Origin of the sequence: Bacteroides sp. D55t1_190419_B8 (genome assembly GCF_015558905.1) — a bacterium.
In the GTDB taxonomy this organism is placed as follows: Bacteria; Bacteroidota; Bacteroidia; order Bacteroidales; family Bacteroidaceae; genus Bacteroides; species Bacteroides vicugnae.
Genome location: NZ_JADMOU010000012.1, coordinates 81,665 through 106,810, shown reverse-complemented (window position 1 = coordinate 106,810; position 25,146 = coordinate 81,665). Strand labels below are relative to the sequence as shown.

The following is a 25,146-nucleotide window of genomic DNA, read 5'->3' as shown; positions in this document are numbered from 1 at the left end:
CGAGGGGGGCAAGCCGCAGTAACAGCGGTCCGTAAGGGCCGGAAAACTGAAAAATAAAGTGTCGGGTAGGGTTTGGTAGGCCGGAAACGGTTCGAAGAAGCCGGGCCCGGGGGATTGAAGGCCCCGTATTAAAAGCAATAAACAGTAATTTATGCGCAGGGTTGGGTATATCATCGAGGAGATCGTGGAGCCTTCCAACATGGAGGCTTCCTTCCGGCAGGTCCTTCGCGGCAGCAAGCGTAAACGCAGCCGCCAGGGGTGCTATCTGCTCGCGCATAAGCCCGAGGTGTTGGAGGAGCTGGTCGCGCAGATCGCATCCGGTACTTTCCGCGTGAAGGACTACCGTGAACGCGAGATCATCGAGGGCGGCAAGCTACGCCGCATTCAGGTGATCCCGATGAAGGACCGCATCGCCGTGCATGCCATCATGGCGGTGGTGGACCGCCATCTGCGGAAACGTTTCATCCGTACCACCTCCGCCAGTATCAAGAGACGGGGGATGCACGACCTCCTGGCGTATGTCCGCCGTGACATGGCCGAAGACCCTGATGGTACACGTTACTGTTACAAGTTTGACATCACCAAATTCTACGAGAGCGTGAAGCAGGATTTTGTGATGTATTGCGTCAGCCGGGTGTTCAAGGACGCAAAGCTCGTGACCATGCTGGAGAGCTTTATCCGCCTGATGCCTGAAGGTCTGAGTATCGGCCTGCGCAGCTCGCAGGGGCTGGGCAATTTGCTTTTGTCTGTGTATCTGGACCATTATCTGAAGGACAGGTATGCCGTGCGTCATTTCTACCGCTATTGTGATGACGGCGTCGTACTGGGTAAAACGAAAGCGGAACTGTGGAAGATTCGTGATGCCGTCCACGGGCGCATGGAGTGTGCCGGTCTCCTGGTGAAGGGGAACGAGCGCGTGTTCCCGCCGGGCGAGGGCATCGACTTTCTGGGGTATGTGACTTTCGGTGCGGACCATGTCCGCCTTCGCAAGCGCATCAAGCAGAAGTTCGCTCGAAAAATGCACGAGGTAAAATCGAGAAGGAGGAGGCGTGAGCTGATAGCGTCGTTCTACGGGATGGCCAAGCACGCCGACTGTCATACGTTGTTTAAAAAATTAACAGGCAAAGACATGAGATCATTTAAAGACTTGAACGTTTCCTACAAGCCGGAGGACGGCAAGAAACGTTTTCCCGGGGTGGTGGTAAGCATCCGGGAGCTGGTGAACTTACCGATTGTGGTGAAGGACTTCGAGACGGGCATCAAGACCGAACAGGGCGAGGACCGCTGTATCGTGGCCATTGAGATGAACGGTGAACCGAAAAAGTTCTTTACCAACAGCGAGGAGATGAAGAACATCCTCTTGCAAGTGAAGGATATGCCCGACGGCTTCCCGTTCGAGACCACCATCAAGACGGAAACCTTCGGCAAGGGTCGAACTAAATACATATTTACATGAAACGGGTAGAAGGAACATCCGGGATAAAACTGATCGAGTGCGTGAGCCCGGCACGCAACAGATGGCGCATCCGCTGGGATGTACAGGAACGTGAGGACGGATCCGCCTCCTACATGGAGGAAGGCTTTGTCGGCAGACCTCACATGGATACTATAAAGTCCGTCATTACAGACTGGTGTAATGAGCAAATTGACCGTGAGATACTTTCCGGTTTTCTCTATGAAGGTATGCCGGTATGGCTGTCAAGTGAAAACCAGTTCAATTATAAGGCAGCGTATGATCTGGCCGTACAGACTGGTGGTGCTACGCTTCCCGTGACATTCAAGTTCGGTACGGATGAGGTTCCCCAATATCGGGAGTTCGTCACACTGGAGGAACTGACCGATTTCTACACGAAAGCCATGAAGCATGTTCAGGACACGCTGTCTGACGGCTGGAGGAAGAAAGACGCTTTTGATCCGGAGAAGTACCGGGTGGAATAAATCCTTCGGGGGAGGATAAGAAAAAAGCCCCCGGCCTGTTAAAAAGTAACGCCAATCACTTTTATAAACATGAAACGCCAAACCGCGCGACCGGGGGCAAATACCCTCTGTCACGGTTTGACGTTTTTTTTGTTGTCTAAAAAATGATTGGCGATGCAAAGATATAATTTTTTTGTTGTATGAAAGTGATTGAGATATTAAACTTTAACCGGGAGCTGTTGAAAAGGCTTCAGGCGGCCGGCATCCGTCTGGAAGATGCCCGGTATATCGACCTGTACGCGGACTATACCCGCCTACTCGATCAAGGTGAAAAAGTCTCGTATGCTGTGGCCGTATTGTCCGAAAAGTATTCGGTGAGCGAACGCAAGGTTTATGCCTTGGTGAAACGATTCCAGAGCGACTGCAAGACGCTTGCAGTGTGAACGGGTTGTTTTATGTCGTAGGGAGTGCCGTTTCCCCTTATCTTTAGGGTGTTTCAAATTTAGAAGGAGGAAATGGCTATGAACAAGTATTACCGTATCCTGGACAAGATTCTTGCCACGGGAAAAACACAGACCAACAAGAAGGGAAATATACAATACCTTCTGAACGAGCAGCTGTCACTGACACCGGCGGACCTGCTTGACATATTCGAGGGGCATAATATCGCCCGCAAGAAGCTCCGCAGCGAGTTGCAGTTATTTATGCAGGGTGAGCGCAACGTGGAGAAGTACCGGGAGGCCGGCATCAACTGGTGGGACTATTGCGGCTCCATCCTGGTGAACAGTTACCCGACCTATTTCGAGAAGCTGCCTCCGTTGATAGCGAAAATTAACCGGGAGAGGCGCAACAGCAAGAACTACGTGCTTTTTCTGGGCGAAACCGGTGCCGAGAGCAACCAGGCACCCTGTTTGAGTCTGGTACAGTTCCAGTTAGATGGCGGTGAACTGGTTCTGTCCGCCTACCAGCGCAGCAGTGACGCAAACCTCGGGCTACCTTCCGATATTTACCACCTGTACCTGATGGCGCGGCAGATAGAACTTCCCTTGAAGTCGATCACTCTCTATCTGGGCAATGTACATATCTACGAGAATAATATCCCGGGCACCCGTGCGCTGATCGCCGGTGACGAGACGGTCCGCTTCGGGTTGAACGTGTAGTTTGCTGTATATGTCTTGCAGCGGGAACAGTTCATGTTTCCCGCTGTTTTTCGTTTATTCTGTGGACCTTTGCGGCCGTTTTAAAGCAGAATGAAATGAGAAAGATGTATTTGTCCGCCCCGCTTCCTTTCGTGGGGCAGAAACGCATGTTTGCGAGGGAATTTATCAAGGTGCTGGGACAGTTCCCGGACAGCACCGTGTTTGTGGACTTGTTTGGCGGCTCGGGCCTGCTGTCACATATTACCAAATGTGTCAGGCCTGATGCCACCGTTGTGTATAATGACTTCGACAACTACCGCTGCCGACTTGTAAATATCCCGGCCACCAATGTGCTGTTATCCGATTTGCGTCGGATAGCTGAAGGGGAACCCAGAAACAAACGTATAACCGGGGAGGTTCGCGATAAAATGTTTGCTCGTATTAAGAGGGAAGAAAAAGAGCACGGTTACGTGGATTATATCACGGTTTCCGCATCCTTGTTGTTCGCCATGAAATATGTGACCAGTTTGGAAGGAATGAAGAAAGAAGCCATCTACAATAGGATTCGGCAGACAGACTATCCCGAAGCAAAGGATTATCTGGAAGGACTGACTATAACCAGCGAAGACTACAAGGAAGTATTCAAACGTTACAAAGATGTTCCGGGTGTGGTGTTCCTGGTTGATCCGCCGTACCTCTCCACCGAGGTGGGTACTTACAAGATGTTCTGGCGTCTGGCTGACTATCTGGATGTACTAACCGTTCTGAAAGGGCATTCGTTCGTGTACTTCACCTCGAACAAGTCCTCCATTTTAGAACTGTGCGACTGGATGGACCGAAACCCATTTGTCGGCAGCCCATTCAAGGAATGCAGGAAAGTGGAGTTTAGTGCAAGCGTAAACTATCAAGCTAAATATACAGACATGATGCTGTACACGAAGCCGGATGAGGTGTCAGGTATAGCAGCCTAACAATTGCATAAAGATAGGAAATTATTTTGAATCTGCAATGGCTTTTAAATGATATTTTAAAGCCATTTAAAGAGGGTTCAAGTGAAAGAAAAACGGTGGGCTTTGATCATGCTGAATAGGACCGCGCTCACCGTTTTCTTGTACGCGTCGTTTTTGTACTTTTTGAAACGCATCGTTTTTGTTAAGCGGCACGTCTGGTTTTTCCGGATTTACATGAAGTGAAGAATCTCGATTTCGCCGCACAGGATTTTCTGGCAGTCAATATGGGAGCAACGGCCATCGGAACAGGAATCACCGCCGAACCGGAATATGCGGAGAAGTGCATTGCCGCTTTGCGCAAGATTACGGGATTGGATATCAAACTTGCAGACGATTTGGTAGGAGCCACTTCGGATACTTCCTGCATGGTAGGCTATTCGGGAGCGATGAGGCGTGTTGCTGTTAAAATGAATAAGATATGTAATGACTTGCGGTTGCTGGCTTCCGGTCCGCGTTGCGGATTGGGGGAAATCAATCTGCCGGCAATGCAGCCGGGCTCTTCCATCATGCCGGGAAAAGTGAATCCGGTTATTCCCGAAGTCATGAATCAGATAGCCTATAAAGTAATAGGAAACGACCTCTGCGTAGCCATGAGCGGTGAAGCGGCTCAAATGGAACTGAATGCAATGGAGCCGGTAATGGCACAATGCTGTTTCGAGTCTGCCGATCTGTTGATGAATGGTTTCGACACTTTGCGCACGTTATGCATCGACGGCATTACGGCTAATGAAGAAAAATGCAGGAGAGATGTGCATAACAGTATCGGAGTAGTGACAGCCCTGAATCCGGTGATCGGATATAAGAACTCTACCAAAATAGCCAAAGAAGCATTGGAAACCGGGAAGGGAGTTTATGAACTTGTTTTGGAGCATAACATTCTTTCCAAAGAAGACTTGGATACTATCTTAAAACCGGAGAATATGATTAAACCGGTGAAGTTGGACATTCACCCGAATCGTTGATTGATATATAGTAAGTGGAGATTGGTTTAAGATGAGAAATCGCCGGGCAGATCATTGATCTGTTCCGGCGATTTTTGATTATTTATTACTTTGACCTTATATGGGAATAATTGCTAATTTATCCGGCGAAATGGTTATTGTTTATTACTTCGAAAGCGACGAACTTTGCAATATCATTCGTTGTTAACCTGATAAGCAAGTCTTGAACCCATTAAAAGTTATATAGATATGAATGCATTTGATGTTATTATTATCGGTTTCGGTAAGGGAGGAAAGACCCTTGCGGCAGAGTTTGCAAAACGTGGGCGGAAAGTCGCCATTGTTGAACGTTCTGATAAAATGTATGGAGGAACGTGTATCAATATCGGCTGTATTCCGACAAAGACGTTGGTTCATCAGGCTAAAATTGCTTCCGGTATGGAAGACTCCACATTTGAAGAAAGAAGTGCGTTTTATCGCAATGCTATTGCTGTGAAGGAGTCTGTGACAAGTGCGTTGAGAGGCAAGAATTACCATAATCTGGCGGATCATCCTAATGTAACAGTTTATACAGGTGTAGGTTCTTTTGTATCTGCCGATGTGGTTTCTGTCCGTACATCTACTGAAGAAATATGGTTGACATCAAAGCAAATAATTATCAACACCGGAGCGGAAACAATAATTCCGCCTATTGAAGGAGTTGCGGACAATTCTTTGGTTTATACCAGTACTTCAATCATGGAATTGACCGATCTTCCCCGTCGGCTGGTTATTGTTGGCGGCGGTTATATTGGTTTGGAGTTTGCGTCTATGTATGCTTCGTTCGGTTCACAAGTGACGGTACTCGAAAGTTATCCGGAGCTGATTGCCCGTGAGGATCGGGATATTGCTGCAAGTGTAAAAGAAACATTGGAGAAAAAAGGCATTGTTTTTCGGATGAACGCGAAGGTACAATCTGTGAAGCATGTTGAAAATAGGGCTGTCGTTGTTTTCTCTGATTCACAAACTGATGAGGTGTTCGAACTTGAAGCTGATGCCGTATTGTTGGCTACAGGACGCAGGCCGAACACGAAAGATCTGAATCTGAAAGTTGCCGGAGTGGAGACGGACGCACGTGGAGCGATCATTGTGGATGAATATCTGAAGACAACTAATCCGAATATACGTGCCGTGGGTGATGTGAAAGGTGGTTTGCAGTTCACTTATATTTCATTGGATGATTATCGGATTATCCGCGAAGATTTGTTTGGAGATAAGGAGCGGAAAACAAGTGACCGTAATCCGGTTGCTTATTCCGTATTTATTGATCCTCCATTGGCACGTATCGGATTGAATGAGGATGAGGCTCGTAAGCAGAATTTGGATGTGATTATCAAGAAATTGCCTGTTATGGCGATACCGAGAGCAAAGACATTGGGAGAGACGGACGGTCTGCTGAAAGCTGTCATTGATAAGAATACGGGAAAAATAGTAGGTTGTATGCTGTTTGCGCCTGATGCCAGCGAGGTCATTAATATAGTTGCCATGGCAATGAAAACAGCTCAGGATTATACTTTCCTGCGTGATTTCATCTTTACTCATCCCAGCATGAGCGAAGCGTTGAATGATTTGTTCTCATAGAGTAGTAAGAATACGTCTTTCTAGTCGCATACGCTGTGTGGGGCTCATCCTGATTTCAGTTGTCGGGTAAGTTGTGTTTTTCCCGTGATTACTGGTTGGCTAATTTCCGTCAGTGGTAGCTTGAATTTGTTTAGAGGCTTGAAACAATTTGTTTAGAGGTGTGAAACAATCTGTTCGCAGGCTTGAAACTAAAGTTTCCCCTATGGGGGAACAATGGTTTCCCTACGGGGAAAATGTAGTTTCCTTACGGGGAAACTATAGTCTCTCACCGGGAAACTATTAGTATCATTACATGAAACTTTTATTCGTACTATTGGAAACTGGAACTTTCCTAATGGATAAGCCATTTGCAACGTGAGGGTAGTGTGAGGGTAACTTCTACCCTCACCTTTACTCTCACACCTGTAATGCTGATGAATAAAGGGATTGAACCAATGGGTGAGGGTGTGAGAGTAAAAACCACTACAACTTTTATTTGTGAGAAAGTTCCATAATCAAGAACGAGAAGTAGAGTCGTCTTTTGTCAGATTCATTTTAATACATAACTTCCAGTATTTATTTCCATATTTCGACTGCATTTCAAAAAAAACATATATCTTTGCCGTACGCTTTCAGCCCATCAGCGTGATGGAATAGGCAGAAAGCGGTTTTTATTTCCTTATTGGAGTAAAAGCGTATTATCTCTCGCTTCCAGAATAGCAAATCTAAGCAAAGAGAGATGATACGGCAGATACTCCACGTGAACGGATGTATATCAACATATTCGTAAGAGATGTGTTATATATAAACGATTGACGTGGGTGTCTGCTGTCATCATTATCTTTTGCGCGGGTATTGCTAGCCTTGGAAGCAGATAATGGTACAGCAGCATCTGCGTCTTTCTTGTATTCGGCCGGTTATAAATTGCCCCAATTTAACCTAGCCAATCCCCACCCGGCGGACTGCAAAAAAGCGTGGATGCTCGTTGTACTAATATATATGAATAAAATATTATTCATCCCTTATTTGTATCACACATGAAAAAACAAACGCTATGGCACAATGGATTAGTATAGAAGAGGCAGCTGCAAAGTACGGATTCGAGACAGAATATCTCTGGGTCTTGGTAGAAATGCGAGAAATCACTGTGGACTACGAAAGGCCGGGCATCGACATCATCAGTGATGACAGTGTTCAGGAGTTTATGAGTCGAAATGAAAAAGGAGCTACCTTGATGTATATCGAAAAACTGGAACGATATTGCATAGATAAGTCAAAACTTTGTTCAATATACCTATCACTCTTAGGCAAACAAGATAAAGAAATCACAAGATATAAAGCAGCCGGAATCCTCTATGATACCTTACAAGTCAAATGGCTGAAACAATGCGACCGGCTACAAAAACTAGAAAAAGAACTCGTCTTGGGGCAGACTACTTGCTGTACCTGTTGGCTGAAAAGAATCTGTATGAAAATCAGGAAGTAAAATCGGATTAATTTAATACTTATTTGCTAAAATATCAATTGCTTCATAACCGTACCAATTGGATAAAATCGAACTTATAAGAAATTCTTATTAGTTCGTCAGGAGGGGCAACGACGTCTTTAAATGAACAAACAACCAAGAATTTGTGTTTATTTAATCTAAATATATATCTTTGTCCCGAATTATAAACACGTAAATTTATGAAAAAGATTTTTGGTGCTTTAATGATTGCTATGTGTATAGCTATGGCAATGCCTGCTCAGGCGCAGATACACTTTGGTGTAAAGGGAGGTTTGAACTTGTCAAAGGCGAGTTTCTCTAATGTGAGCGAAAACTTTAAAAAGGATAATTTCACAGGCTTCTTTATCGGTCCGATGGCCGAGTTTAATATTCCAATCGTAGGGTTGGGAGTAGATGCATCTTTGCTTTTTGCTCAACGGGGTATCAAAGTTTCAGAAGGAAATGAAGATTTTACTGTTAAGCAAAACGGTATTGATATTCCTGTGAACCTGAAATATACCATTGGCTTGGGAAGTCTGGCAGGCATTTATCTGGCTGCAGGTCCTGATTTTTATTTCGATTTTGAAAAGAAATCGGGAATTGATAAGAAGAAAGCAGAAGTAGGTATCAATGTGGGTGCGGGTGTGAAATTGCTGAACCATTTGCAGGTGGGGGCTAATTACAATATCCCATTGGGCGATACTGCTGATATTGAAGGTACAAATGCTTCTTATAAGACTAAGACTTGGCAAGTATCTGTAGCCTATATTTTTTAAGTAGTCTGTCGCTTTACATAGTATATGAAAAAGAGTTTCCGATAACCGGAAACTCTTTTTTTGTTTGAGATAATCTTGTTACACTCTCGAATATATTTTCTTCTATTCTCGTATGAAGTAGAGTTTTCTTTTTAAGTGTTCTCCCTTCCTTCTTTTAAATCCCCGTTTTTTTATTGTATTTTTGTGGCTGCAATGAAAAAGTATGTAGATGTTATATTACCGCTTCCGCTTCCGAAGAGTTTTACTTACTCTTTGCCGGATGAATGTGCGGAAGATGTGAAGATAGGCTGCCGTGTGGTAGTTCCTTTCGGGCGGAAGAAGTTTTATACGGCTATCGTCCTCAACGTTCATTATTGTGCTCCAACGGAATACGAAGTGAAAGATATATCTGCATTACTGGATGCTTCTCCCATCTTGTTACCCGCTCAATTCAAATTTTGGGAGTGGATAGCCGACTATTATCTCTGTACACAAGGCGATGTTTATAAAGCGGCACTTCCCTCCGGACTGAAACTGGAGAGTGAAACGATTGTTGAATATAATCCTGATTTTGAAGCGGATGCGCCATTGCCGGAACGTGAACAACGTATTTTGGACTTACTTGCCATAGATTCGCAGCAGTGCGTCACTAAACTGGAGAAAGACAGCGGCATCAAAAATATCCTTGCTGTCATCAAGTCTCTGCTCGATAAAGAAGCGATTTTCGTCAAGGAGGAATTGAGACGTACTTATAAACCGAAAACAGAGGCACGGGTCCGGCTTGCGGGTGCAGCGGATGAGAAACGGCTTCATATCCTGTTTGATATCCTGTCTCGTGCTCCGAAGCAGTTGGCGTTGCTTATGAAATATGTGGAGTATTCTGGTGTTTTAGGAGCGGGAACTCCGAAAGAAGTCTCTAAGAAAGAACTGTTGCAGCGGGCTAATGTGGCTCCTTCTGTATTGAATGGATTGGTGGATAAGAAGATTTTTGAAATCTACTACCATGAAATCGGCCGGTTGGACAAGCAGGAGAAGGAGATTGTCGAATTAAATCCTTTAAATGAGTTTCAACAACGTGCATTTGATGAAGTCGTACAGTCTTTTCAGGAGAAAAACGTTTGTTTGCTTCATGGGGTAACGTCCAGCGGTAAGACTGAAATTTATATCCATCTGATAGAAGAAGCGATTCGCCGGGGAAAGCAGGTGTTATATTTGTTGCCGGAAATTGCATTGACCACTCAAATTACGGAGCGTTTGCAACGGGTTTTCGGTGCTCGTCTGGGTATCTATCATTCTAAATTCCCCGATGCCGAACGGGTTGAAATATGGAGGAAGCAACTGGGAGAGAAGGGATATGATATTATTCTGGGCGTTCGTTCTTCTATTTTCCTGCCTTTTCGGAATCTGGGATTGGTGATTGTGGACGAAGAGCACGAAAATACATATAAACAACAAGATCCCGCTCCCCGCTATCATGCGCGTAGCGCAGCTATTGTACTGGCTGCCATGTACGGAGCTAAGACTCTGTTGGGTACGGCTACTCCTTCTATCGAGTCGTGGCAGAATGCAAGAGAGGGAAAATATGGTTTCGTACAACTGAAAGAACGATATAAAGAAATCCAGTTGCCGGAGATTATTCCGGTGGATATTAAGGAATTGCATCGCAAAAAACGGATGGTCGGACAATTTTCACCGCTCCTGATACAATATATGAAAGAGGCTTTGGAACAGAAAGAACAGGTGATTCTCTTTCAGAACCGTCGTGGGTTTGCCCCGATGGTGGAGTGTCGTACCTGCGGCTGGGTGCCCAAGTGTAAGAATTGTGACGTAAGTCTTACTTATCATAAAGGAATCAATCAGTTAACTTGTCACTATTGCGGTTATACCTATCAACTGCCGAAATCCTGCCCTGCCTGCGAGGGGACAGAACTGGTGAACCGTGGTTTCGGTACGGAAAAGATTGAAGATGACATCAAAATTCTTTTCCCGGAAGCTGCCGTAGCCCGGATGGATTTGGATACTACACGTACCCGCTCTGCCTATGAGAAGATTATTGCAGATTTCGAGCAGGGAAAGACGGACATATTGATCGGTACGCAAATGGTTTCAAAAGGATTGGACTTCGATCATGTCAGTATAGTAGGCATATTGAATGCCGATACCATGTTGAATTATCCCGATTTCCGTTCCTATGAACGTGCGTTTCAGTTGATGGCGCAAGTAGCGGGACGTGCCGGACGTAAGAACAAACGCGGACGGGTGGTATTGCAAACCAAGAGCATCGATCATCCTATCATTCATCAGGTCATTGCCAATGATTATGAAGATATGGTAGGCGGACAATTGGCGGAACGCCAGATGTTCCATTATCCTCCCTATTATCGGCTGGTATATGTTTATCTGAAAAATCATAATGAAGCGTTACTGGATCAGATGGCGGCAGTGATGGCGGATAAGTTGCGGTCAGTATTTGGCAATCGGGTATTAGGTCCGGACAAACCTCCTGTTGCCCGTATCCAGACTTTGTTTATCAAAAAGATCGTCGTTAAGATTGAGCAGAATGCCCCGATGGGACGTGCGCGGGAATTGCTGTTACGCATCCAGCGCGAGATGTTGGCGGACGAACGCTATAAATCTTTGATTGTTTATTATGATGTAGACCCTATGTGATTTAATATTTTCCCCCATATAATAACCTTTATTAATTTAATTAACTAACCATGAAACGACTTACTATTTTTTCTCTGACTTGTCTTTTTAGCATGGGTGCAGTTTTTGCCCAGCAAGGAGTAACTCAATGCGGTGTTCCGACAGGACAACCGAAGTTCCCTTTACTGACTTATCAGGAGTTGCCTGATCCTACTGCACCTTCTGATAAAGAGTGGGCAGCGGTGACTTCCACTCAAGTCTCTTGGGGTACAACAGATATCCGGTATGCAAAACATCAACTCCCGCAGTTGAAGAAACAACAGACTGTTTCCCTGAAAGGCTGGCGTGGCGAACGGGTGAACGCGCAAGCTGTTGTGTGGACAGGCGTAGAACTGAAAGACCTGAATTTCTGCTTTGGTGATTTCAAGGATAAAAAGGGAAATGTTCTTCCCAAAGATGCATTTACAGGTGGTTTTGTCCGTTATGTGATGACGGATGAATTGAACAAAGATGGGAGAGGGGCGTGCGGACACCGGAAATCTGTGGATTATGATTCATTATTGGTGGCCGACCCTATTGATACCAACCTGAAAACGATGGCTTTGCCTGTTCGTACTGTTCAACCGGTTTGGGTACAGTGCTGGATTCCGCAATCGGCTACTCCCGGAACTTACCGAGGGGAGTTATTAATCAATGACGGCTCGCGTTTATTGCAACGCCTGAATCTGGAAATTACCGTTTCTCCCCGTGAGCTTCCTCAACCTTCGGAATGGGCTTACCACTTGGATTTATGGCAAAGTCCTTATGCAGTGGCACGTTATTATCAGGTTCCTTTATGGAGTCAGGAGCATTTCGACGCCATGCGTCCTTTAATGAAAATGTTGGCAGATGCCGGACAGAAGATTATCACGGCGACTTTGACGTACAAACCCTGGAATGGTCAGACAGAAGATTATTTTGATACAATGGTCACCTGGATGAAACGGGCAGATGGAACATGGGCTTTTGATTATACCATCTTCGACCGTTGGGTGGAATTTATGATGAGTGTAGGCATTGATAAACAGATTAATTGTTACTCAATGGTTCCCTGGGAGTTGTCATTCCAATATTACGATCAGGCAACCAACTCTTTGCAATTCGTGAAAACTGCACCGGGTGAAGCGGCTTATGAAGAAATGTGGGGAGCGATGCTTGCCTCTTTCTCCAAACATCTGAAAGAAAAAGGATGGTTTGATATTTGTGCCATTGCGATGGACGAACGTCCGATGGAAGTGATGCAGAAGACGTTGAAAGTGATTCGTAAAGCTGATCCGGATTTTAAAGTTTCATTGGCTGGAAACTATCATGCGGAGATTGAGCCGGAACTGTATGATTACTGTATTGTCATCGGACAGGATTTTCCAGAAGAGGTGCGTCTTCGTCGTGTTGCCGAGAACAAACGTACTAATTACTATACTTGCTGTACGGAAGCCCATCCTAACACGTTTACTTTCTCTGAGCCTGCAGAAGCAGCTTGGATGAGTTATTATTCATCTAAGAAACAGCTGGATGGCTATCTGCGTTGGGCATATAACAGCTGGCCGTTGGAACCGTTGCTCGATTCCCGTTTCCGTAGCTGGGCAGGTGGAGATACTTATCTTGTATATCCGGGAGCTCGCAGTTGTATCCGTTTCGAACGTTTGATTGAAGGAATACAGGCGCATGAGAAGATCCATATTCTTCGTCAGGAATTTGAGAAAAAAGGAAATAAGGCCGGATTAAAGAAAATTGAGAAAATGCTTGCTCCGTTCCATTTGGGTAGTATGCCGGAAATCCCGGCCGCAGTAACCGTGAACCGGGCTAATCAGATATTAAATTCGTTCTAGTACTGTGGTGAACTATCATATTTAGGCACGGATTACACGGATTTCGCGGTTTTAAAAGATTAACCAATTAAAAACCGTGTTATCCGTGTAATCCGTGCCTAAAAATATATAAGTATTCTATATCATTTCTGTATCGTTAAAAGTAAATTATGAAGAAAATATTATTTGTCTGTTTAGGAAATATCTGCCGTAGCTCTACGGCTGAAGGCGTAATGCTTCATTTAATTGAAGAGGCGGGACTGGAAAAAGAATTTGTGATAGATTCTGCCGGAATCCTGTCTTATCATCAGGGCGAATTGCCGGATAGCCGGATGCGTGCTCATGCTGCTCGTCGCGGTTATCAATTAGTGCATCGTTCTCGCCCCGTCCGTACGGAAGATTTCTATCATTTTGATCTGATCATCGGTATGGACGACCGGAACATAGATGATTTGAAAGACAAAGCCCCTTCTCCTGAAGAATGGAAGAAGATTCATCGCATGACGGAGTATTGCACCCGTATTCCTGCAGATCATGTCCCTGACCCCTATTATGGAGGGGCCGAGGGTTTTGAATATGTACTCGATGTTCTTGAAGACGCTTGCGCAGGTTTGCTTACTTCTTTAACTCAGGATAACTGATCCGGGTGTGATAAGCAATCTTTAGTTTTTCTTTGAACACAGTTTTCACAGTCGCTATGTCCTTGAAAGTGATAGGACATTCCTTAAAGTAACCTTCAGTGACTTGGGAATCGATAATCTTGTCGACCAGGTTGCTGATTGTTTCTTCCGTATATTCCGGGAGACTGCGTGATGCGGCTTCCACGGCATCCGCCATCATCAGGATAGCCTGCTCTTTGGTGAACGGATTCGGACCGGGATAGGTGAACTGTTCTTCATTCGGTTCTTCGTCCGGATGCTCGTTCTTCCAGGAAATATAGAAATATTTTGTTTTTCCCCGTCCGTGATGCGTGCTGATAAAGTCCTTGACAGCTTTAGGCAGATTGTGTTTATCAGCTAATTTCAATCCATCCGTCACATGACTGATGACGACCTGTGCACTTTGTTCGTAATTCAGGTTCTTATGCGGGTTTATTCCTCCTGACTGATTTTCTGTGAAGAAAGCAGGGTTTTCCATCTTGCCAATGTCATGATACAAAGCTCCTGTACGTACTAACTGGCTTTTGGCTCCAATACGGATGGCTGCTTCCGCAGCAAGATTGGCCACCTGCATGGAATGTTGGAATGTGCCCGGAACCGTTTCGGACATTTGCCGTAAAAGGTCATTATTGATATTCGAAAGTTCTACCAACGTTACATTGGAAGTAAATCCGAAAGTCTTTTCCAATAAAAAGAGTAAAGGATAGGTGAATAATAACAAGATTCCATTGATGATGAAGTAGGTGTACATTCGTATGTTTAACTTCGAAAAGTCGGTGGAAAGGCCGTTCTCTGTCATCAATTCGAAGGCGAAATAAATGGCTGCATAAGTCAGTATGACCAATAAAGCTGTCCGGAAAAGTTGGGACCTTTGCGATAGCTCTCTTAGACTGAATATTGCCACCAATCCTGCTGCCAACTGTGTCAGAATGAATTCATGCGGAAAGCGTAGGGATATGGAGCATATCAGTATGGTAATGACATGCGTCAGGAAAGCAGTCCTCGAATCAAGGAAGACGCGGATGATAATGGGCAGCATCGCGTACGGGATGATATACACATTAAATAGATTATGTGTTACCATGAAAGCGGTTATGACACTGTAAAATACAATCAACGTGAATAGCAATGACAGACTGCCTTTCCGTTGATAGTAGTCTTTCCGGAACAGGTCGAGATAAAGCATAAAACAAAGCATCAGCATTCCTACAAACAGAATCTGTCCGCCGAGAATCAGACGGTTCTGTCCCATGGACTCATTCCGTTTGATGGATTCTTTGCGTAATGACTCCAGGATATTATAGGTATGCGGGCTGATGATTTCCCCCCGGTCAATAATCTTTTGCCCGCTGACTACCAATCCGTTTGCCCAGGAATAGTTGTTCAGAATCTCTTCTTTGGCAGCCTGGGTACGTTCCTCGTCAAAGGTAAGGTTGGGAGTGATGTATTCGTTCAGTGAGCATTGCCTTAAAATTTCCCGGTTGAAATGAGTGGAATCTGCCGACAGCAAGTGCTCATAGGCTTTTTTTACTGTGTAAAGATTCTCGGTAGCCTGTGGATTAGCCAGTTTATCATCAATCACCATGACGGATGAAGTGCTGTCTTTGTGAAGCTGCTGTATATTCTCTGTCGAAACGATACCTGCCTGATAGATTTCTTTTAAAGTGCGTTCGATGTACCGTAAATAATCAATGGAAGGGAGAATACCTTTCAGATTCGTGTGGTAATTCTCCTTCAGTTTGGCGATTGCGTCTTTCTCTATATTCTTATCCAGTTGATAATAAGGTTGGAAGAAAGCCATCAGGCTATCTTGTTCCCTTTTTACTACTGCATCCTCTTTATAAATAGGAAAGTCGAAAGTAGCGATCAACTGTCCGTACTTCCAGGGCTTGTTGATGTCGAACTGGTAATTGAATTTTCCGTCACGTGGCAGGAAATAGACAATCAGTGTTACAGTGCCCACAAATAGCAGTGATTTATATAGTAAATCTCTCCATGAAAATCTTTTTTTCTTCTTCAAATGTTCCATATCCACTGAAATTTTTGCGAAAAGTACAAAAAAAAACAATAGTGTGGAAAAAAAGGTTTAATTTTGCCACGATTTACCTATACTAACCCAAATTATGGCAGAAAGAAAAGTAAGAGTTCGTTTTGCTCCAAGTCCTACGGGAGCATTGCACATCGGTGGTGTGCGTACAGCTTTGTATAATTATCTATTTGCGCGTCAACACGGCGGAGACTTGATATTTCGTATTGAAGACACTGACTCTAACCGGTTCGTTCCGGGAGCGGAAGAGTATATACTCGAATCTTTTAAGTGGTTGGGTATCCACTTTGACGAGGGGGTGAGCTTCGGTGGTGAACACGGTCCGTACCGTCAGTCGGAACGCCGCGAAATCTACAAGAAATATGTGCAGATTTTGCTGGAAAATGGAAAAGCATACATCGCTTTTGATACTCCGGAGGAACTGGACGCTAAGCGTGCTGAAATTGCTAACTTCCAATATGATGCATCTACCCGTGGTATGATGCGCAACTCATTAACTATGCCGAAGGAAGAAGTGGATGCACTGATTGCTGAAGGCAAACAATATGTTGTTCGTTTCAAAATCGAACCGAATGAAGATATTCATGTAAATGACCTGATTCGTGGTGAAGTAGTAATAAACTCATCTATTCTGGATGATAAAGTGCTTTATAAATCGGCTGACGAACTGCCTACTTACCATTTGGCAAATATCGTGGATGACCATTTGATGGAAGTTTCCCACGTGATTCGTGGTGAGGAATGGTTGCCTTCCGCTCCTTTGCATGTGTTGTTGTACCGTGCTTTCGGCTGGGAAGATACGATGCCGGAGTTTGCTCACCTGCCTTTGTTGTTGAAACCGGAAGGTAATGGAAAATTAAGCAAGCGTGACGGTGACCGTCTCGGATTCCCTGTATTCCCATTGGAATGGCACGATCCGAAATCCGGAGAAATCTCTTCTGGTTATCGTGAATCCGGTTATTTGCCCGAAGCTGTGATTAATTTCCTGGCTTTATTGGGATGGAATCCGGGTAATGATCAGGAAGTGATGTCGATGGACGAATTGATTAAATTGTTTGATCTTCACCGTTGCAGCAAGTCGGGAGCTAAGTTCGACTATAAAAAAGGAATATGGTTCAATCATCAATATATACAGCAGAAACCTAACGAAGAAATTGCGGAACTGTTCTTGCCTTTCTTGAAAGAACAAGGCGTAGAGGCTCCTTTCGAAAAGGTAGTGACTGTGGTTGGCATGATGAAAGACCGGGTAAGTTTCATTAAAGAACTGTGGGATGTATGTAGCTTCTTCTTTGTGGCTCCTACCGAATATGACGAAAAGACGGTGAAGAAACGTTGGAAAGAAGATTCTGCCAAATGTATGACCGAATTGGCGGAAGTGATTGCCGGTATTGAAGATTTTAGCATTGAAGGACAGGAAAAAGTCGTTATGGACTGGATTGCAGAGAAAGGTTACCATACCGGTAATATCATGAATGCTTTCCGTCTGACATTGGTGGGTGAAGGAAAAGGCCCGCACATGTTCGATATTTCCTGGGTATTGGGCAAAGAGGAGACGATAGCTCGTATGAAACGGGCGGTAGAGGTTTTGAAGTAATCGACACAGTACTATGCTTTACGACCTGGCAATAGTCATTTATGACTTTATCGTCCATTTGGCTGCTCCGTTTAGCCGCAAGCCCCGGAAGATGATGAAAGGGCATTGGGTGGTGTATGAACTTTTACGCCAACAAGTGGAAAAAGGGGAACAGTATATTTGGTTTCACGCTGCTTCACTGGGGGAGTTTGAACAAGGACGCCCTCTGATAGAAATGATTCGTGAGAAATATCCTAACTATAAGATATTGCTGACATTTTTCTCTCCTTCCGGTTATGAAGTGCGTAAGCATTACCGGGGGGCGGATATTGTTTGCTATCTGCCGTTTGATAAGCCGAGGAATGTGAAGAAGTTCCTGGATATTGCAAATCCTTGCATGGCGTTCTTTATCAAATATGAGTTTTGGAAGAATTATCTGGATGAGCTTCACAAGCGCCGTATTCCGGTATATAGTGTGTCGTCCATCTTCCGTCGCGAACAGATATTCTTTAAATGGTACGGTGGCACTTATCGAAATGTCTTGAAAGATTTCGATCATCTGTTTGTTCAGAATGAGGCATCCAAACGTTATTTGTCGAAAATCGGCATCAGTCGTGTGACAGTGGTGGGGGATACCCGTTTTGACCGGGTACTGCAAATCCGCGAAGAAGCGAAAGAACTTCCGTTGGTGGAGAAATTTAAAGGAAACAATTCTTTTACTTTTGTTGCCGGAAGCTCATGGGGACCTGATGAGGATTTATTCCTCGAATATTTCAATAATCATCCGGAAATGAAGTTGATTATTGCTCCGCATGTGATCGATGAGAATCACCTGGTTGAGATCATCGGTAAACTGAAACGTCCGTATGTGCGCTATACCCGTGCTGACGAAAGAAATGTATTGAAAGCGGATTGCCTTATAATAGATTGCTTCGGCCTATTGTCCTCTATTTACCGTTATGGTGAAATAGCTTATATCGGCGGTGGTTTCGGAGTAGGAATCCACAACACATTGGAAGCGGCTGTATATGGTATTCCGGTGATTTTCGGACCGAAGTATCAGAAATTCATGGAGGCTGTTCAATTGCTGGAAGCAAAAGGTGCTTATTCTATCAAAGATTACGATGAGCTGAAAACTTTGTTGGATCGTTTCCTGACAGATGAGGTCTTTTTGCGCGAAACCGGAACGAATGCCGGTTATTATGTGACTAGCAATGCCGGTGCGACGGAGAAGATTATGCACATGATTAATTTCTAATAGCTTACTAACTGATATAATTTAGGCACGGATAACACGGGCTATGCGGTTTTTAGAAATATAACAGCATAAAGTGACCATGTAATCCGTGCCTGAAATAAATTAGAAAGGGCGTTTTTACACACTACCGTTATTTCATACTTTTTACGGCGTTTTGTTATCAGACTGCTATTTCTTGATTTAATATGGTGGGAGAATGATGGGAGGTAGCTAAAAATAGAATGAGAAATAATTATATGAATGTTATTAGGTGGATAAAAAGATGAGAGATACTTGTTTTGAAATGTATCTCTCATCTTATATCTGTTTAGTTATCTGATGTTTATCTTCTACTTATACCATTGAGAATACATCAGATAGTTGTGAGCGATCTTCTGATTAAGCTCTTTGGCTTGCTCAGGGTCTACGTTTTTGATAAACTTGGCAGGTACTCCTCCCCAGATGCTTCCGGGTTCAATAATGGTATTGCTTAATACCAACGAACCGGCAGCAACAATTGCGCCTTCTCCTACTACGGCATGGTCCAGGATGGTTGATCCCATTCCAACTAGAGCATAGTCTTTGATGGTTGCCCCATGGATCGTGACATTGTGTCCTACAGATACATGGTCGCCTATTTCAATAGTCGATTTCTGGTATAATGTATGCAAGACACTTCCGTCTTGGATGTTAACGCCATTGCCGATTCGTATAGAGTTGACATCTCCTCTTAATACGGTACTAAACCAGATGCTACAATCATTTCCTATTTTTACATCTCCTATAATAGTTGCGTTATCTGCGAGAAAACAGTTTTCTCCGATTTCGGGGGTGAATCCGCGTACTGATTTTATTAAAGCCATGAGATTTGTTTGATTTAATAATGTTTTTTAGTTGATACTATGTTATGTTGTCCGACACCCGGGTGTCGGTCGTCCTGACACCCGGGTGTCAGACATCTTATTTCTTAAATAGAAGTGGTAGCTTCCTGTAACCAGACTTTTTCTTCCTCGTTAAGATCTGGAGATAGCTTTTCGTAAACAGTCTGATGGTAATTATTCAGCCATTCGATTTCCTCCTTTGTCAACATCTCCTTGATGATCCCCTTTTTGCAGATAGGACATAAAGTGATAGTCTCAAATTTAAGATATTCTCCAAACATTCCTTCTCCATCTTTGCAGACTAACGTCAGATTCTCCGTACGTATCCCGTGACTGCCTGCCTTATAAACACCAGGTTCGTTGGATGTAATCATACCGGGTTGGAGAATTACAGGGTTCTCATTCATACGAATGCTTTGTGGACCTTCGTGTACACTCAAGAAATGCCCGACGCCGTGCCCTGTGCCATGGAGAAAGTTCATTCTGTGGTTCCAGATAGGCATACGTGCCAGTACATCGAGTTGCGCACCACGGGTTCCGGCTGGGAATTTGGCCATAGCCAATGCTATGTGTCCCTTTAATATTAAGGTATAATCCGTCTTTTCCTCTTCCGTCAGTTCGCCTAATGCGATGGTACGAGTGATGTCAGTGGTTCCGTCCAAGTATTGTGCCCCTGAATCTAAGAGTAGGAACCCTTTAGGCTGAAGGGGTACATCGCTTTCCGGCGTTGCCGAATAATGCACGATTGCTCCATGCTCTTTATATCCTGCAATGGTGTCGAAGCTTTCTCCCATGTAGAGAGGCTGTGCTGCTCTGAACTCATGCAGCTTTTTATCTATACTTAATTCAGTTTCTTTTCCGGTGGATACAGATTCTTCCAGCCACTTGAGAAATCTGACAAGTGCCACTCCATCCCGTTGCATGGCAGCATGGATGCCGGCTATTTCCTGCTCATTACGAATGGCTTTCAATAATGTGACGGGAGACTCGCCGCGAATAATGGAACATTTCGGATGGATGGCCGAGTAAATCGCATAATTCGTTTTCCGTGGATCAATAAGAATATTTTCTCCGGAGAAAGAATTCAGGAATGTCTCTACCTCATCATATTTCTGTATTCCTATTTGTTGTTTTTTTAGATAAGTCTCGACCTCCGGCGTCACTTTTTCCGGAGAAATAAAGTAAGTCACCTCATCCTGTGTAATTAACAGGTAGCTCACTATGACTGGATTGCAATGTACATCGTTTCCTCGTAGATTGAGAGTCCATGCTATTTCGTCCAGTGCAGATATGAATAAAGCATAGACGCCTTTCTTCTTCAACTCCGAACGGATGGCGGATATTTTTTCTTCGCAGCTTTTTCCTGCATATTTGATATCATAAATAAAAGCTGGAGAGTCAGGGATGGAGGGACGGTCTTTCCAGATGTTTTTTAATGGATCTCCAAATATATCTACCTGTAACTGATGTACCGCTAGTTCTTCTTTCATTTGTTCTACCTGTTGCACGGAGAACATTTTCCCGTCAATGCTTACAGATTCTCCGGGTTTTAAGTGCTGGCAGAGAAACTCTGTTATGCTTGGAGTTTCCGGCAACATCTCTTTGTAGAGTGTGATGCCGCTGCCTTCCAGCTCTTTCTCTGCCTGAAGGAAGTAACGTGAGTCGGTCCATAATCCCGCTTTGTCCATCAGGATGACCGCTGTTCCTGCGGAACCTGTGAAACCGGAAATCCATTCGCGTGACATCCAGTGGGGAGCCACATACTCACTAAGATGAGGGTCGGTGCTGGGGATAATGAATGCTTTGATGTAATTGGGATGGAAGGTCATGCGCAAAGCATGCACTCGTTCTTTTATGTTCTGTTTCATACCTTATTATATTATTATAGACATGTAAGTGTTTCAAAGGTACTAACTTTCTGCATTTAATGACTTGTTTATGAATAGTTTTTGAGAAATATTTGCCGAAAGTTTTGTGAATAAAGAAAGTATGTGTAATTTTGCGGCGCAATTTGACTGCGGAATTTTTTTAATCATAACATATTAATAGTAACAAAATGATTGTAGTACCTGTAAAAGAAGGCGAAAACATTGAAAAAGCGCTGAAGAAGTTCAAAAGAAAATTTGAGAAAACTGGCATCGTAAAAGAATTGAGAAGCAGACAGCAGTTTGATAAACCGTCTGTAACTAAAAGACTTAAGAAAGAACGCGCAGTTTACGTACAACAACTTCAGCAAGTAGAAGATTAATAATTCGTAATTTCCTTTGAATTATTGAATTCTTTTCATACATTCGTTGCACGATTTTAGATGTAGCGATATTATGTTGATAGAATCTTTTCTTGATTATCTCCAGTATGAGCGGAACTATTCTGAAAAAACCGTTCTTGCGTACGGTGAAGATATAAAGCAACTGCAGGAGTTTGCTCAGGAAGAGTATGGAAAGTTTAATCCGTTAGAGGTCGAGGCGGAACTGATTCGTGAATGGATTGTTTCATTGATGGATAAAGGGTATACCTCAACTTCTGTAAATCGTAAGCTAAGTTCGCTCCGAACGTTTTACAAGTATCTCATAAGGCAGGGAGAAACGACTATAGATCCTTTGCGTAAAATAAAAGGACCTAAAAACAAAAAGCCGTTGCCTGTGTTCTTAAAAGAGAACGAAATGAATCGGTTGTTGGATGATACGGATTTTGGCGAAGGATTTAAAGGTTGTCGGGACCGGTTGGTGATTGAAGTGTTTTATGCTACTGGCATGAGACTTTCGGAATTAATAGGTTTGGATGATAAGGATGTGGATTTTTCGGCTTCTCTTCTGAAAGTGACCGGGAAAAGAAATAAGCAACGACTGATACCGTTCGGTGATGAACTGCGGGAGTTGATGCTTGAATATATTAATGTAAGAAACGAAACGATTCCGGAAAGGTCGGAGGCTTTCTTTATTAGAGAGAATGGCGAACGGCTTTATAAGAATCTGGTCTATAATTTAGTGAAACGGAACCTGTCAAAGGTGGCAACGCTGAAGAAAAGGAGTCCTCACGTGTTGAGGCATACTTTCGCTACCACAATGCTGAATAATGAGGCGGAGTTGGGCGCGGTAAAAGAACTTTTAGGTCACGAGAGCATTACGACTACCGAGATCTATACGCATGCCACATTTGAAGAACTTAAAAAAGTGTATAAACAAGCTCATCCAAGAGCTTAAAAAAAGGAGGTAAGTATGGATGTTAGAATTCAATCAATTCACTTTGATGCGTCAGAGCAATTGCAGGCATTTATTCAGAAGAAAGTGTCTAAGTTGGAAAAATATTACGAAGATATAAAGAAAGTAGAGGTGTCATTAAAGGTAGTAAAACCAGAAGTTGCTGAAAATAAAGAAGCAGGCATTAAAATATTAATCCCTAATGGAGAGTTTTATGCAAGCAAAGTGTGTGATACATTTGAAGAGGCAATTGATTTAGATGTGGAAGCGCTCGGGAAACAGCTGGTTAAATACAAGGAAAAGCAACGTAGCAAATAAAAAAATCCCAAATATTTTGCGGGAAAGAAATAAATAACTAAATTTGCAGCCGTTTCGCTCGCGTTAGAACGTGACGGTTGCATTTTTTAGTAAGTTTGCCTCTTTAGCTCAGTTGGCCAGAGCACGTGATTTGTAATCTCGGGGTCGTTGGTTCGAATCCGACAAGAGGCTCAAAAAGAAACTGAAGAACAAAGAAAGAACATCTGTCTTTATCATATTGTTTGAAAAGAGTTCTTTTATTTCTTGATTTTGAAAAGGGCAAATACCAGAGTGGCCAAATGGGGCAGACTGTAAATCTGCTGGCTTACGCCTTCGGTGGTTCGAATCCATCTTTGCCCACAATCAGAGTGACAACTTTGGCAAGAATGCGGAAGTAGCTCAGTTGATAGAGCATTAGCCTTCCAAGCTGAGGGTCGCGGGTTTGAGCCCCGTCTTCCGCTCTCTTTTCTTGCTGTTATAGCTCAGTGGTAGAGCACTTCCTTGGTAAGGAAGAGGTCCCGGGTTCAAATCCCGGTAACAGCTCATAAAGGATGTAAATGCTGATTATTAATCAAATAAATAACAAGTAAAGCTATGGCTAAAGAGAAATTTGAACGTACCAAACCGCATGTGAACATTGGTACAATCGGTCACGTAGACCACGGTAAGACAACGTTGACAGCTGCTATCACTACAGTGTTGGCAAAAAAAGGTCTTTCAGAATTGCGTTCTTTCGATTCTATCGACAACGCTCCTGAAGAAAAAGAAAGAGGTATTACTATCAATACTTCTCACGTTGAATATCAAACAGCTAACCGTCACTATGCACACGTAGACTGCCCGGGTCACGCCGACTACGTAAAGAACATGGTAACTGGTGCTGCTCAGATGGACGGTGCTATCATCGTTTGTGCTGCAACTGATGGTCCGATGCCTCAAACTCGCGAACACATTCTGTTGGCTCGTCAGGTAAACGTACCTCGTCTGGTTGTATTCTTGAACAAATGCGATATGGTAGACGACGAAGAAATGTTGGAACTCGTTGAAATGGAAATGAGAGAACTTCTTTCATTCTATGATTTCGACGGTGACAATACTCCTATCATCCGTGGTTCTGCTCTTGGCGCATTGAACGGTGTTGAAAAATGGGAAGACAAAGTTATGGAGCTGATGGATGCTGTTGATACTTGGATTCCACTGCCTCCGCGCGATGTTGATAAACCATTCTTGATGCCGGTTGAAGACGTATTCTCTATCACAGGTCGTGGTACTGTAGCAACAGGACGTATCGAAACAGGTATTATTCACGTTGGTGATGAAATTGAAATCCTTGGTTTAGGCGAAGATAAGAAATCAGTTGTAACTGGTGTTGAAATGTTCCGTAAACTGTTGGATCAAGGTGAAGCTGGTGATAACGTGGGTCTTTTGCTTCGTGGTGTTGACAAGAACGAAATCAAACGTGGTATGGTTCTTTGTAAACCGGGTCAGATTAAACCGCACTCTAAATTCAAAGCTGAGGTTTATATCCTGAAGAAAGAAGAAGGTGGTCGTCACACTCCGTTCCACAACAAATATCGTCCTCAGTTCTACTTGCGTACTATGGACTGTACAGGTGAAATCACTTTGCCGGAAGGAACAGAAATGGTAATGCCGGGTGATAACGTAACTATTACAGTTGAGTTGATCTACCCAGTAGCATTGAACCCGGGTCTTCGTTTCGCTATCCGCGAAGGTGGACGTACGGTAGGTGCTGGTCAGATTACTGAAATTATCGACTAATACACAATAATTAATCAGTTCCCGGTTTTTCATCGGGAACTGATTATGTACACACGGGAGTAGCTCAGTTGGTAGAGCACCGGTCTCCAAAACCGGGTGTCGGGAGTTCGAGCCTCTCCTCCCGTGCTAA

20 protein-coding genes, 5 tRNA genes and 1 pseudogene are annotated in these 25,146 nt (G+C 43.9%); 23 read left to right on the top strand and 3 right to left on the bottom strand.

Annotated features, from left to right (window positions below):
* The first annotated feature begins 151 nt into the window (after positions 1-151).
* The 12 genes and pseudogenes from I2I13_RS12755 to I2I13_RS12700 all read left to right on the top strand — a co-directional run bounded on the left by I2I13_RS12755 (position 152) and on the right by I2I13_RS12700 (position 13,984).
* The gene (locus tag I2I13_RS12755; RefSeq protein WP_004326023.1) at positions 152-1,456 is read left to right on the top strand and encodes a reverse transcriptase domain-containing protein; all 1,305 of its coding nucleotides are present in this window, start codon (positions 152-154) and stop codon (positions 1,454-1,456) included.
* Positions 1,453-1,938 carry a hypothetical protein gene (locus I2I13_RS12750; protein ID WP_004326022.1) on the top strand — a complete coding sequence of 162 codons (486 nt, stop codon included), beginning with the start codon at positions 1,453-1,455 and terminating at the stop codon, positions 1,936-1,938. The genes I2I13_RS12755 and I2I13_RS12750 overlap by 4 nt, the downstream gene beginning before the upstream one ends.
* Positions 1,939-2,117: 179 nt before the next feature.
* Positions 2,118-2,360 carry a hypothetical protein gene (locus I2I13_RS12745; RefSeq protein WP_004326021.1) on the top strand — a complete coding sequence of 81 codons (243 nt, stop codon included), beginning with the start codon at positions 2,118-2,120 and terminating at the stop codon, positions 2,358-2,360.
* 72 nt (positions 2,361-2,432) lie between these two features.
* Complete coding sequence (locus I2I13_RS12740; RefSeq protein ID WP_004326020.1) at positions 2,433-3,077, top strand: thymidylate synthase; 645 nt, start codon at positions 2,433-2,435, stop codon at positions 3,075-3,077.
* Positions 3,078-3,172: 95 nt separating this feature from the next.
* Positions 3,173-4,027: a DNA adenine methylase gene (locus I2I13_RS12735; protein WP_195649642.1), complete on the top strand. Its 855-nt coding sequence runs from the start codon at positions 3,173-3,175 to the stop codon at positions 4,025-4,027.
* Positions 4,028-4,239: 212 nt separating this feature from the next.
* Positions 4,240-5,028: pseudogene (locus I2I13_RS12730) on the top strand (lyase family protein); the annotation flags it as partial.
* A 228-nt stretch (positions 5,029-5,256) separates the two neighbouring features.
* The gene (locus I2I13_RS12725) at positions 5,257-6,627 is read left to right on the top strand and encodes an FAD-dependent oxidoreductase (RefSeq protein WP_195649641.1); all 1,371 of its coding nucleotides are present in this window, start codon (positions 5,257-5,259) and stop codon (positions 6,625-6,627) included.
* A gap of 1,033 nt (positions 6,628-7,660) precedes the next feature.
* Entirely contained in the window at positions 7,661-8,092 is a 432-nt protein-coding gene (locus I2I13_RS12720) for a hypothetical protein (protein ID WP_195649640.1), read from the top strand.
* A gap of 200 nt (positions 8,093-8,292) precedes the next feature.
* Positions 8,293-8,868: a porin family protein gene (locus tag I2I13_RS12715; RefSeq protein WP_148365532.1), complete on the top strand. Its 576-nt coding sequence runs from the start codon at positions 8,293-8,295 to the stop codon at positions 8,866-8,868.
* Between the two features lie 192 nt (positions 8,869-9,060).
* Positions 9,061-11,517 carry a primosomal protein N' gene (gene priA, locus I2I13_RS12710; RefSeq protein ID WP_195649639.1) on the top strand — a complete coding sequence of 819 codons (2,457 nt, stop codon included), beginning with the start codon at positions 9,061-9,063 and terminating at the stop codon, positions 11,515-11,517.
* A gap of 50 nt (positions 11,518-11,567) precedes the next feature.
* On the top strand, positions 11,568-13,364 hold the full coding sequence (locus I2I13_RS12705; protein WP_195649638.1) for a DUF4091 domain-containing protein: 1,797 nt from the start codon (positions 11,568-11,570) through the stop codon (positions 13,362-13,364).
* Positions 13,365-13,513: 149 nt separating this feature from the next.
* The gene (locus I2I13_RS12700) at positions 13,514-13,984 is read left to right on the top strand and encodes a low molecular weight protein-tyrosine-phosphatase (RefSeq protein ID WP_148365529.1); all 471 of its coding nucleotides are present in this window, start codon (positions 13,514-13,516) and stop codon (positions 13,982-13,984) included.
* Here I2I13_RS12700 and I2I13_RS12695 read toward each other — a convergent pair.
* Complete coding sequence (locus I2I13_RS12695; RefSeq protein WP_148365528.1) at positions 13,959-16,031, bottom strand: HD family phosphohydrolase; 2,073 nt, start codon at positions 16,029-16,031, stop codon at positions 13,959-13,961. The two genes, I2I13_RS12700 and I2I13_RS12695, sit on opposite strands and share 26 nt — an antisense overlap.
* A gap of 94 nt (positions 16,032-16,125) precedes the next feature.
* Between I2I13_RS12695 and gltX the strand changes: the two genes are divergently transcribed.
* Both gltX and I2I13_RS12685 read left to right on the top strand, forming a co-directional pair.
* A complete protein-coding gene (gene gltX / locus I2I13_RS12690; RefSeq protein WP_122137475.1) occupies positions 16,126-17,643 on the top strand; it encodes a glutamate--tRNA ligase in 1,518 nt (505 codons plus the stop codon).
* Between the two features lie 13 nt (positions 17,644-17,656).
* Positions 17,657-18,880 carry a 3-deoxy-D-manno-octulosonic acid transferase gene (locus I2I13_RS12685; protein ID WP_004296372.1) on the top strand — a complete coding sequence of 408 codons (1,224 nt, stop codon included), beginning with the start codon at positions 17,657-17,659 and terminating at the stop codon, positions 18,878-18,880.
* A gap of 329 nt (positions 18,881-19,209) precedes the next feature.
* Here the strand turns inward: I2I13_RS12685 and I2I13_RS12680 are convergent, their stop codons facing one another.
* Both I2I13_RS12680 and I2I13_RS12675 read right to left on the bottom strand, forming a co-directional pair.
* The gene (locus I2I13_RS12680; RefSeq protein ID WP_008997822.1) at positions 19,210-19,722 is read right to left on the bottom strand and encodes a gamma carbonic anhydrase family protein; all 513 of its coding nucleotides are present in this window, start codon (positions 19,720-19,722) and stop codon (positions 19,210-19,212) included.
* A gap of 104 nt (positions 19,723-19,826) precedes the next feature.
* Positions 19,827-21,608 (bottom strand): aminopeptidase P family protein, encoded by a 1,782-nt coding sequence (locus I2I13_RS12675; RefSeq protein ID WP_148365527.1) that lies wholly within the window; start codon positions 21,606-21,608, stop codon positions 19,827-19,829.
* 188 nt (positions 21,609-21,796) lie between these two features.
* Here I2I13_RS12675 and rpsU point away from each other — a divergent pair, with 188 nt between their 5' ends.
* The 9 genes from rpsU to I2I13_RS12630 all read left to right on the top strand — a co-directional run bounded on the left by rpsU (position 21,797) and on the right by I2I13_RS12630 (position 25,142).
* Positions 21,797-21,988 carry a 30S ribosomal protein S21 gene (gene rpsU, locus I2I13_RS12670; protein ID WP_002558090.1) on the top strand — a complete coding sequence of 64 codons (192 nt, stop codon included), beginning with the start codon at positions 21,797-21,799 and terminating at the stop codon, positions 21,986-21,988.
* A gap of 73 nt (positions 21,989-22,061) precedes the next feature.
* Positions 22,062-22,943 (top strand): tyrosine recombinase XerC, encoded by an 882-nt coding sequence (xerC, locus tag I2I13_RS12665; RefSeq protein WP_117936362.1) that lies wholly within the window; start codon positions 22,062-22,064, stop codon positions 22,941-22,943.
* Positions 22,944-22,958: 15 nt separating this feature from the next.
* On the top strand, positions 22,959-23,258 hold the full coding sequence (gene hpf, locus I2I13_RS12660; protein WP_004310895.1) for a ribosome hibernation-promoting factor, HPF/YfiA family: 300 nt from the start codon (positions 22,959-22,961) through the stop codon (positions 23,256-23,258).
* 97 nt (positions 23,259-23,355) lie between these two features.
* A tRNA-Thr gene (locus I2I13_RS12655) sits at positions 23,356-23,429 on the top strand.
* A gap of 85 nt (positions 23,430-23,514) precedes the next feature.
* Positions 23,515-23,597, top strand: a tRNA-Tyr gene (locus I2I13_RS12650).
* Between the two features lie 28 nt (positions 23,598-23,625).
* Positions 23,626-23,698: transfer RNA gene (locus I2I13_RS12645), tRNA-Gly, on the top strand.
* Between the two features lie 10 nt (positions 23,699-23,708).
* Positions 23,709-23,780: transfer RNA gene (locus tag I2I13_RS12640), tRNA-Thr, on the top strand.
* A 51-nt stretch (positions 23,781-23,831) separates the two neighbouring features.
* A complete protein-coding gene (tuf, locus tag I2I13_RS12635) occupies positions 23,832-25,016 on the top strand; it encodes an elongation factor Tu (protein WP_008997824.1) in 1,185 nt (394 codons plus the stop codon).
* Positions 25,017-25,069: 53 nt separating this feature from the next.
* Positions 25,070-25,142, top strand: a tRNA-Trp gene (locus tag I2I13_RS12630).
* The last annotated feature ends 4 nt before the right edge of the window (positions 25,143-25,146 follow it).

What these genes read in the sequence shown, in the direction of transcription:
- I2I13_RS12735 (WP_195649642.1), top strand. Translation starts at nt 3,173, where the DNA reads ATGAGAAAGATGTATTTGTCCGCCCCGCTTCCTTTCGTGGGGCAGAAA.
- I2I13_RS12685 (WP_004296372.1), top strand. Translation starts at nt 17,657, where the DNA reads ATGCTTTACGACCTGGCAATAGTCATTTATGACTTTATCGTCCATTTG.
- I2I13_RS12715 (WP_148365532.1), top strand. Translation starts at nt 8,293, where the DNA reads ATGAAAAAGATTTTTGGTGCTTTAATGATTGCTATGTGTATAGCTATG.
- I2I13_RS12680 (WP_008997822.1), bottom strand. Translation starts at nt 19,722, where the DNA reads ATGGCTTTAATAAAATCAGTACGCGGATTCACCCCCGAAATCGGAGAA.
- xerC (WP_117936362.1), top strand. Translation starts at nt 22,062, where the DNA reads ATGTTGATAGAATCTTTTCTTGATTATCTCCAGTATGAGCGGAACTAT.
- I2I13_RS12725 (WP_195649641.1), top strand. Translation starts at nt 5,257, where the DNA reads ATGAATGCATTTGATGTTATTATTATCGGTTTCGGTAAGGGAGGAAAG.
- hpf (WP_004310895.1), top strand. Translation starts at nt 22,959, where the DNA reads ATGGATGTTAGAATTCAATCAATTCACTTTGATGCGTCAGAGCAATTG.
- rpsU (WP_002558090.1), top strand. Translation starts at nt 21,797, where the DNA reads ATGATTGTAGTACCTGTAAAAGAAGGCGAAAACATTGAAAAAGCGCTG.
- I2I13_RS12720 (WP_195649640.1), top strand. Translation starts at nt 7,661, where the DNA reads ATGGCACAATGGATTAGTATAGAAGAGGCAGCTGCAAAGTACGGATTC.
- gltX (WP_122137475.1), top strand. Translation starts at nt 16,126, where the DNA reads ATGGCAGAAAGAAAAGTAAGAGTTCGTTTTGCTCCAAGTCCTACGGGA.
- I2I13_RS12695 (WP_148365528.1), bottom strand. Translation starts at nt 16,031, where the DNA reads ATGGAACATTTGAAGAAGAAAAAAAGATTTTCATGGAGAGATTTACTA.
- I2I13_RS12700 (WP_148365529.1), top strand. Translation starts at nt 13,514, where the DNA reads ATGAAGAAAATATTATTTGTCTGTTTAGGAAATATCTGCCGTAGCTCT.
- I2I13_RS12750 (WP_004326022.1), top strand. Translation starts at nt 1,453, where the DNA reads ATGAAACGGGTAGAAGGAACATCCGGGATAAAACTGATCGAGTGCGTG.
- I2I13_RS12675 (WP_148365527.1), bottom strand. Translation starts at nt 21,608, where the DNA reads ATGAAACAGAACATAAAAGAACGAGTGCATGCTTTGCGCATGACCTTC.
- I2I13_RS12755 (WP_004326023.1), top strand. Translation starts at nt 152, where the DNA reads ATGCGCAGGGTTGGGTATATCATCGAGGAGATCGTGGAGCCTTCCAAC.
- I2I13_RS12705 (WP_195649638.1), top strand. Translation starts at nt 11,568, where the DNA reads ATGAAACGACTTACTATTTTTTCTCTGACTTGTCTTTTTAGCATGGGT.
- tuf (WP_008997824.1), top strand. Translation starts at nt 23,832, where the DNA reads ATGGCTAAAGAGAAATTTGAACGTACCAAACCGCATGTGAACATTGGT.
- I2I13_RS12740 (WP_004326020.1), top strand. Translation starts at nt 2,433, where the DNA reads ATGGCTATGAACAAGTATTACCGTATCCTGGACAAGATTCTTGCCACG.
- priA (WP_195649639.1), top strand. Translation starts at nt 9,061, where the DNA reads ATGAAAAAGTATGTAGATGTTATATTACCGCTTCCGCTTCCGAAGAGT.
- I2I13_RS12745 (WP_004326021.1), top strand. Translation starts at nt 2,118, where the DNA reads ATGAAAGTGATTGAGATATTAAACTTTAACCGGGAGCTGTTGAAAAGG.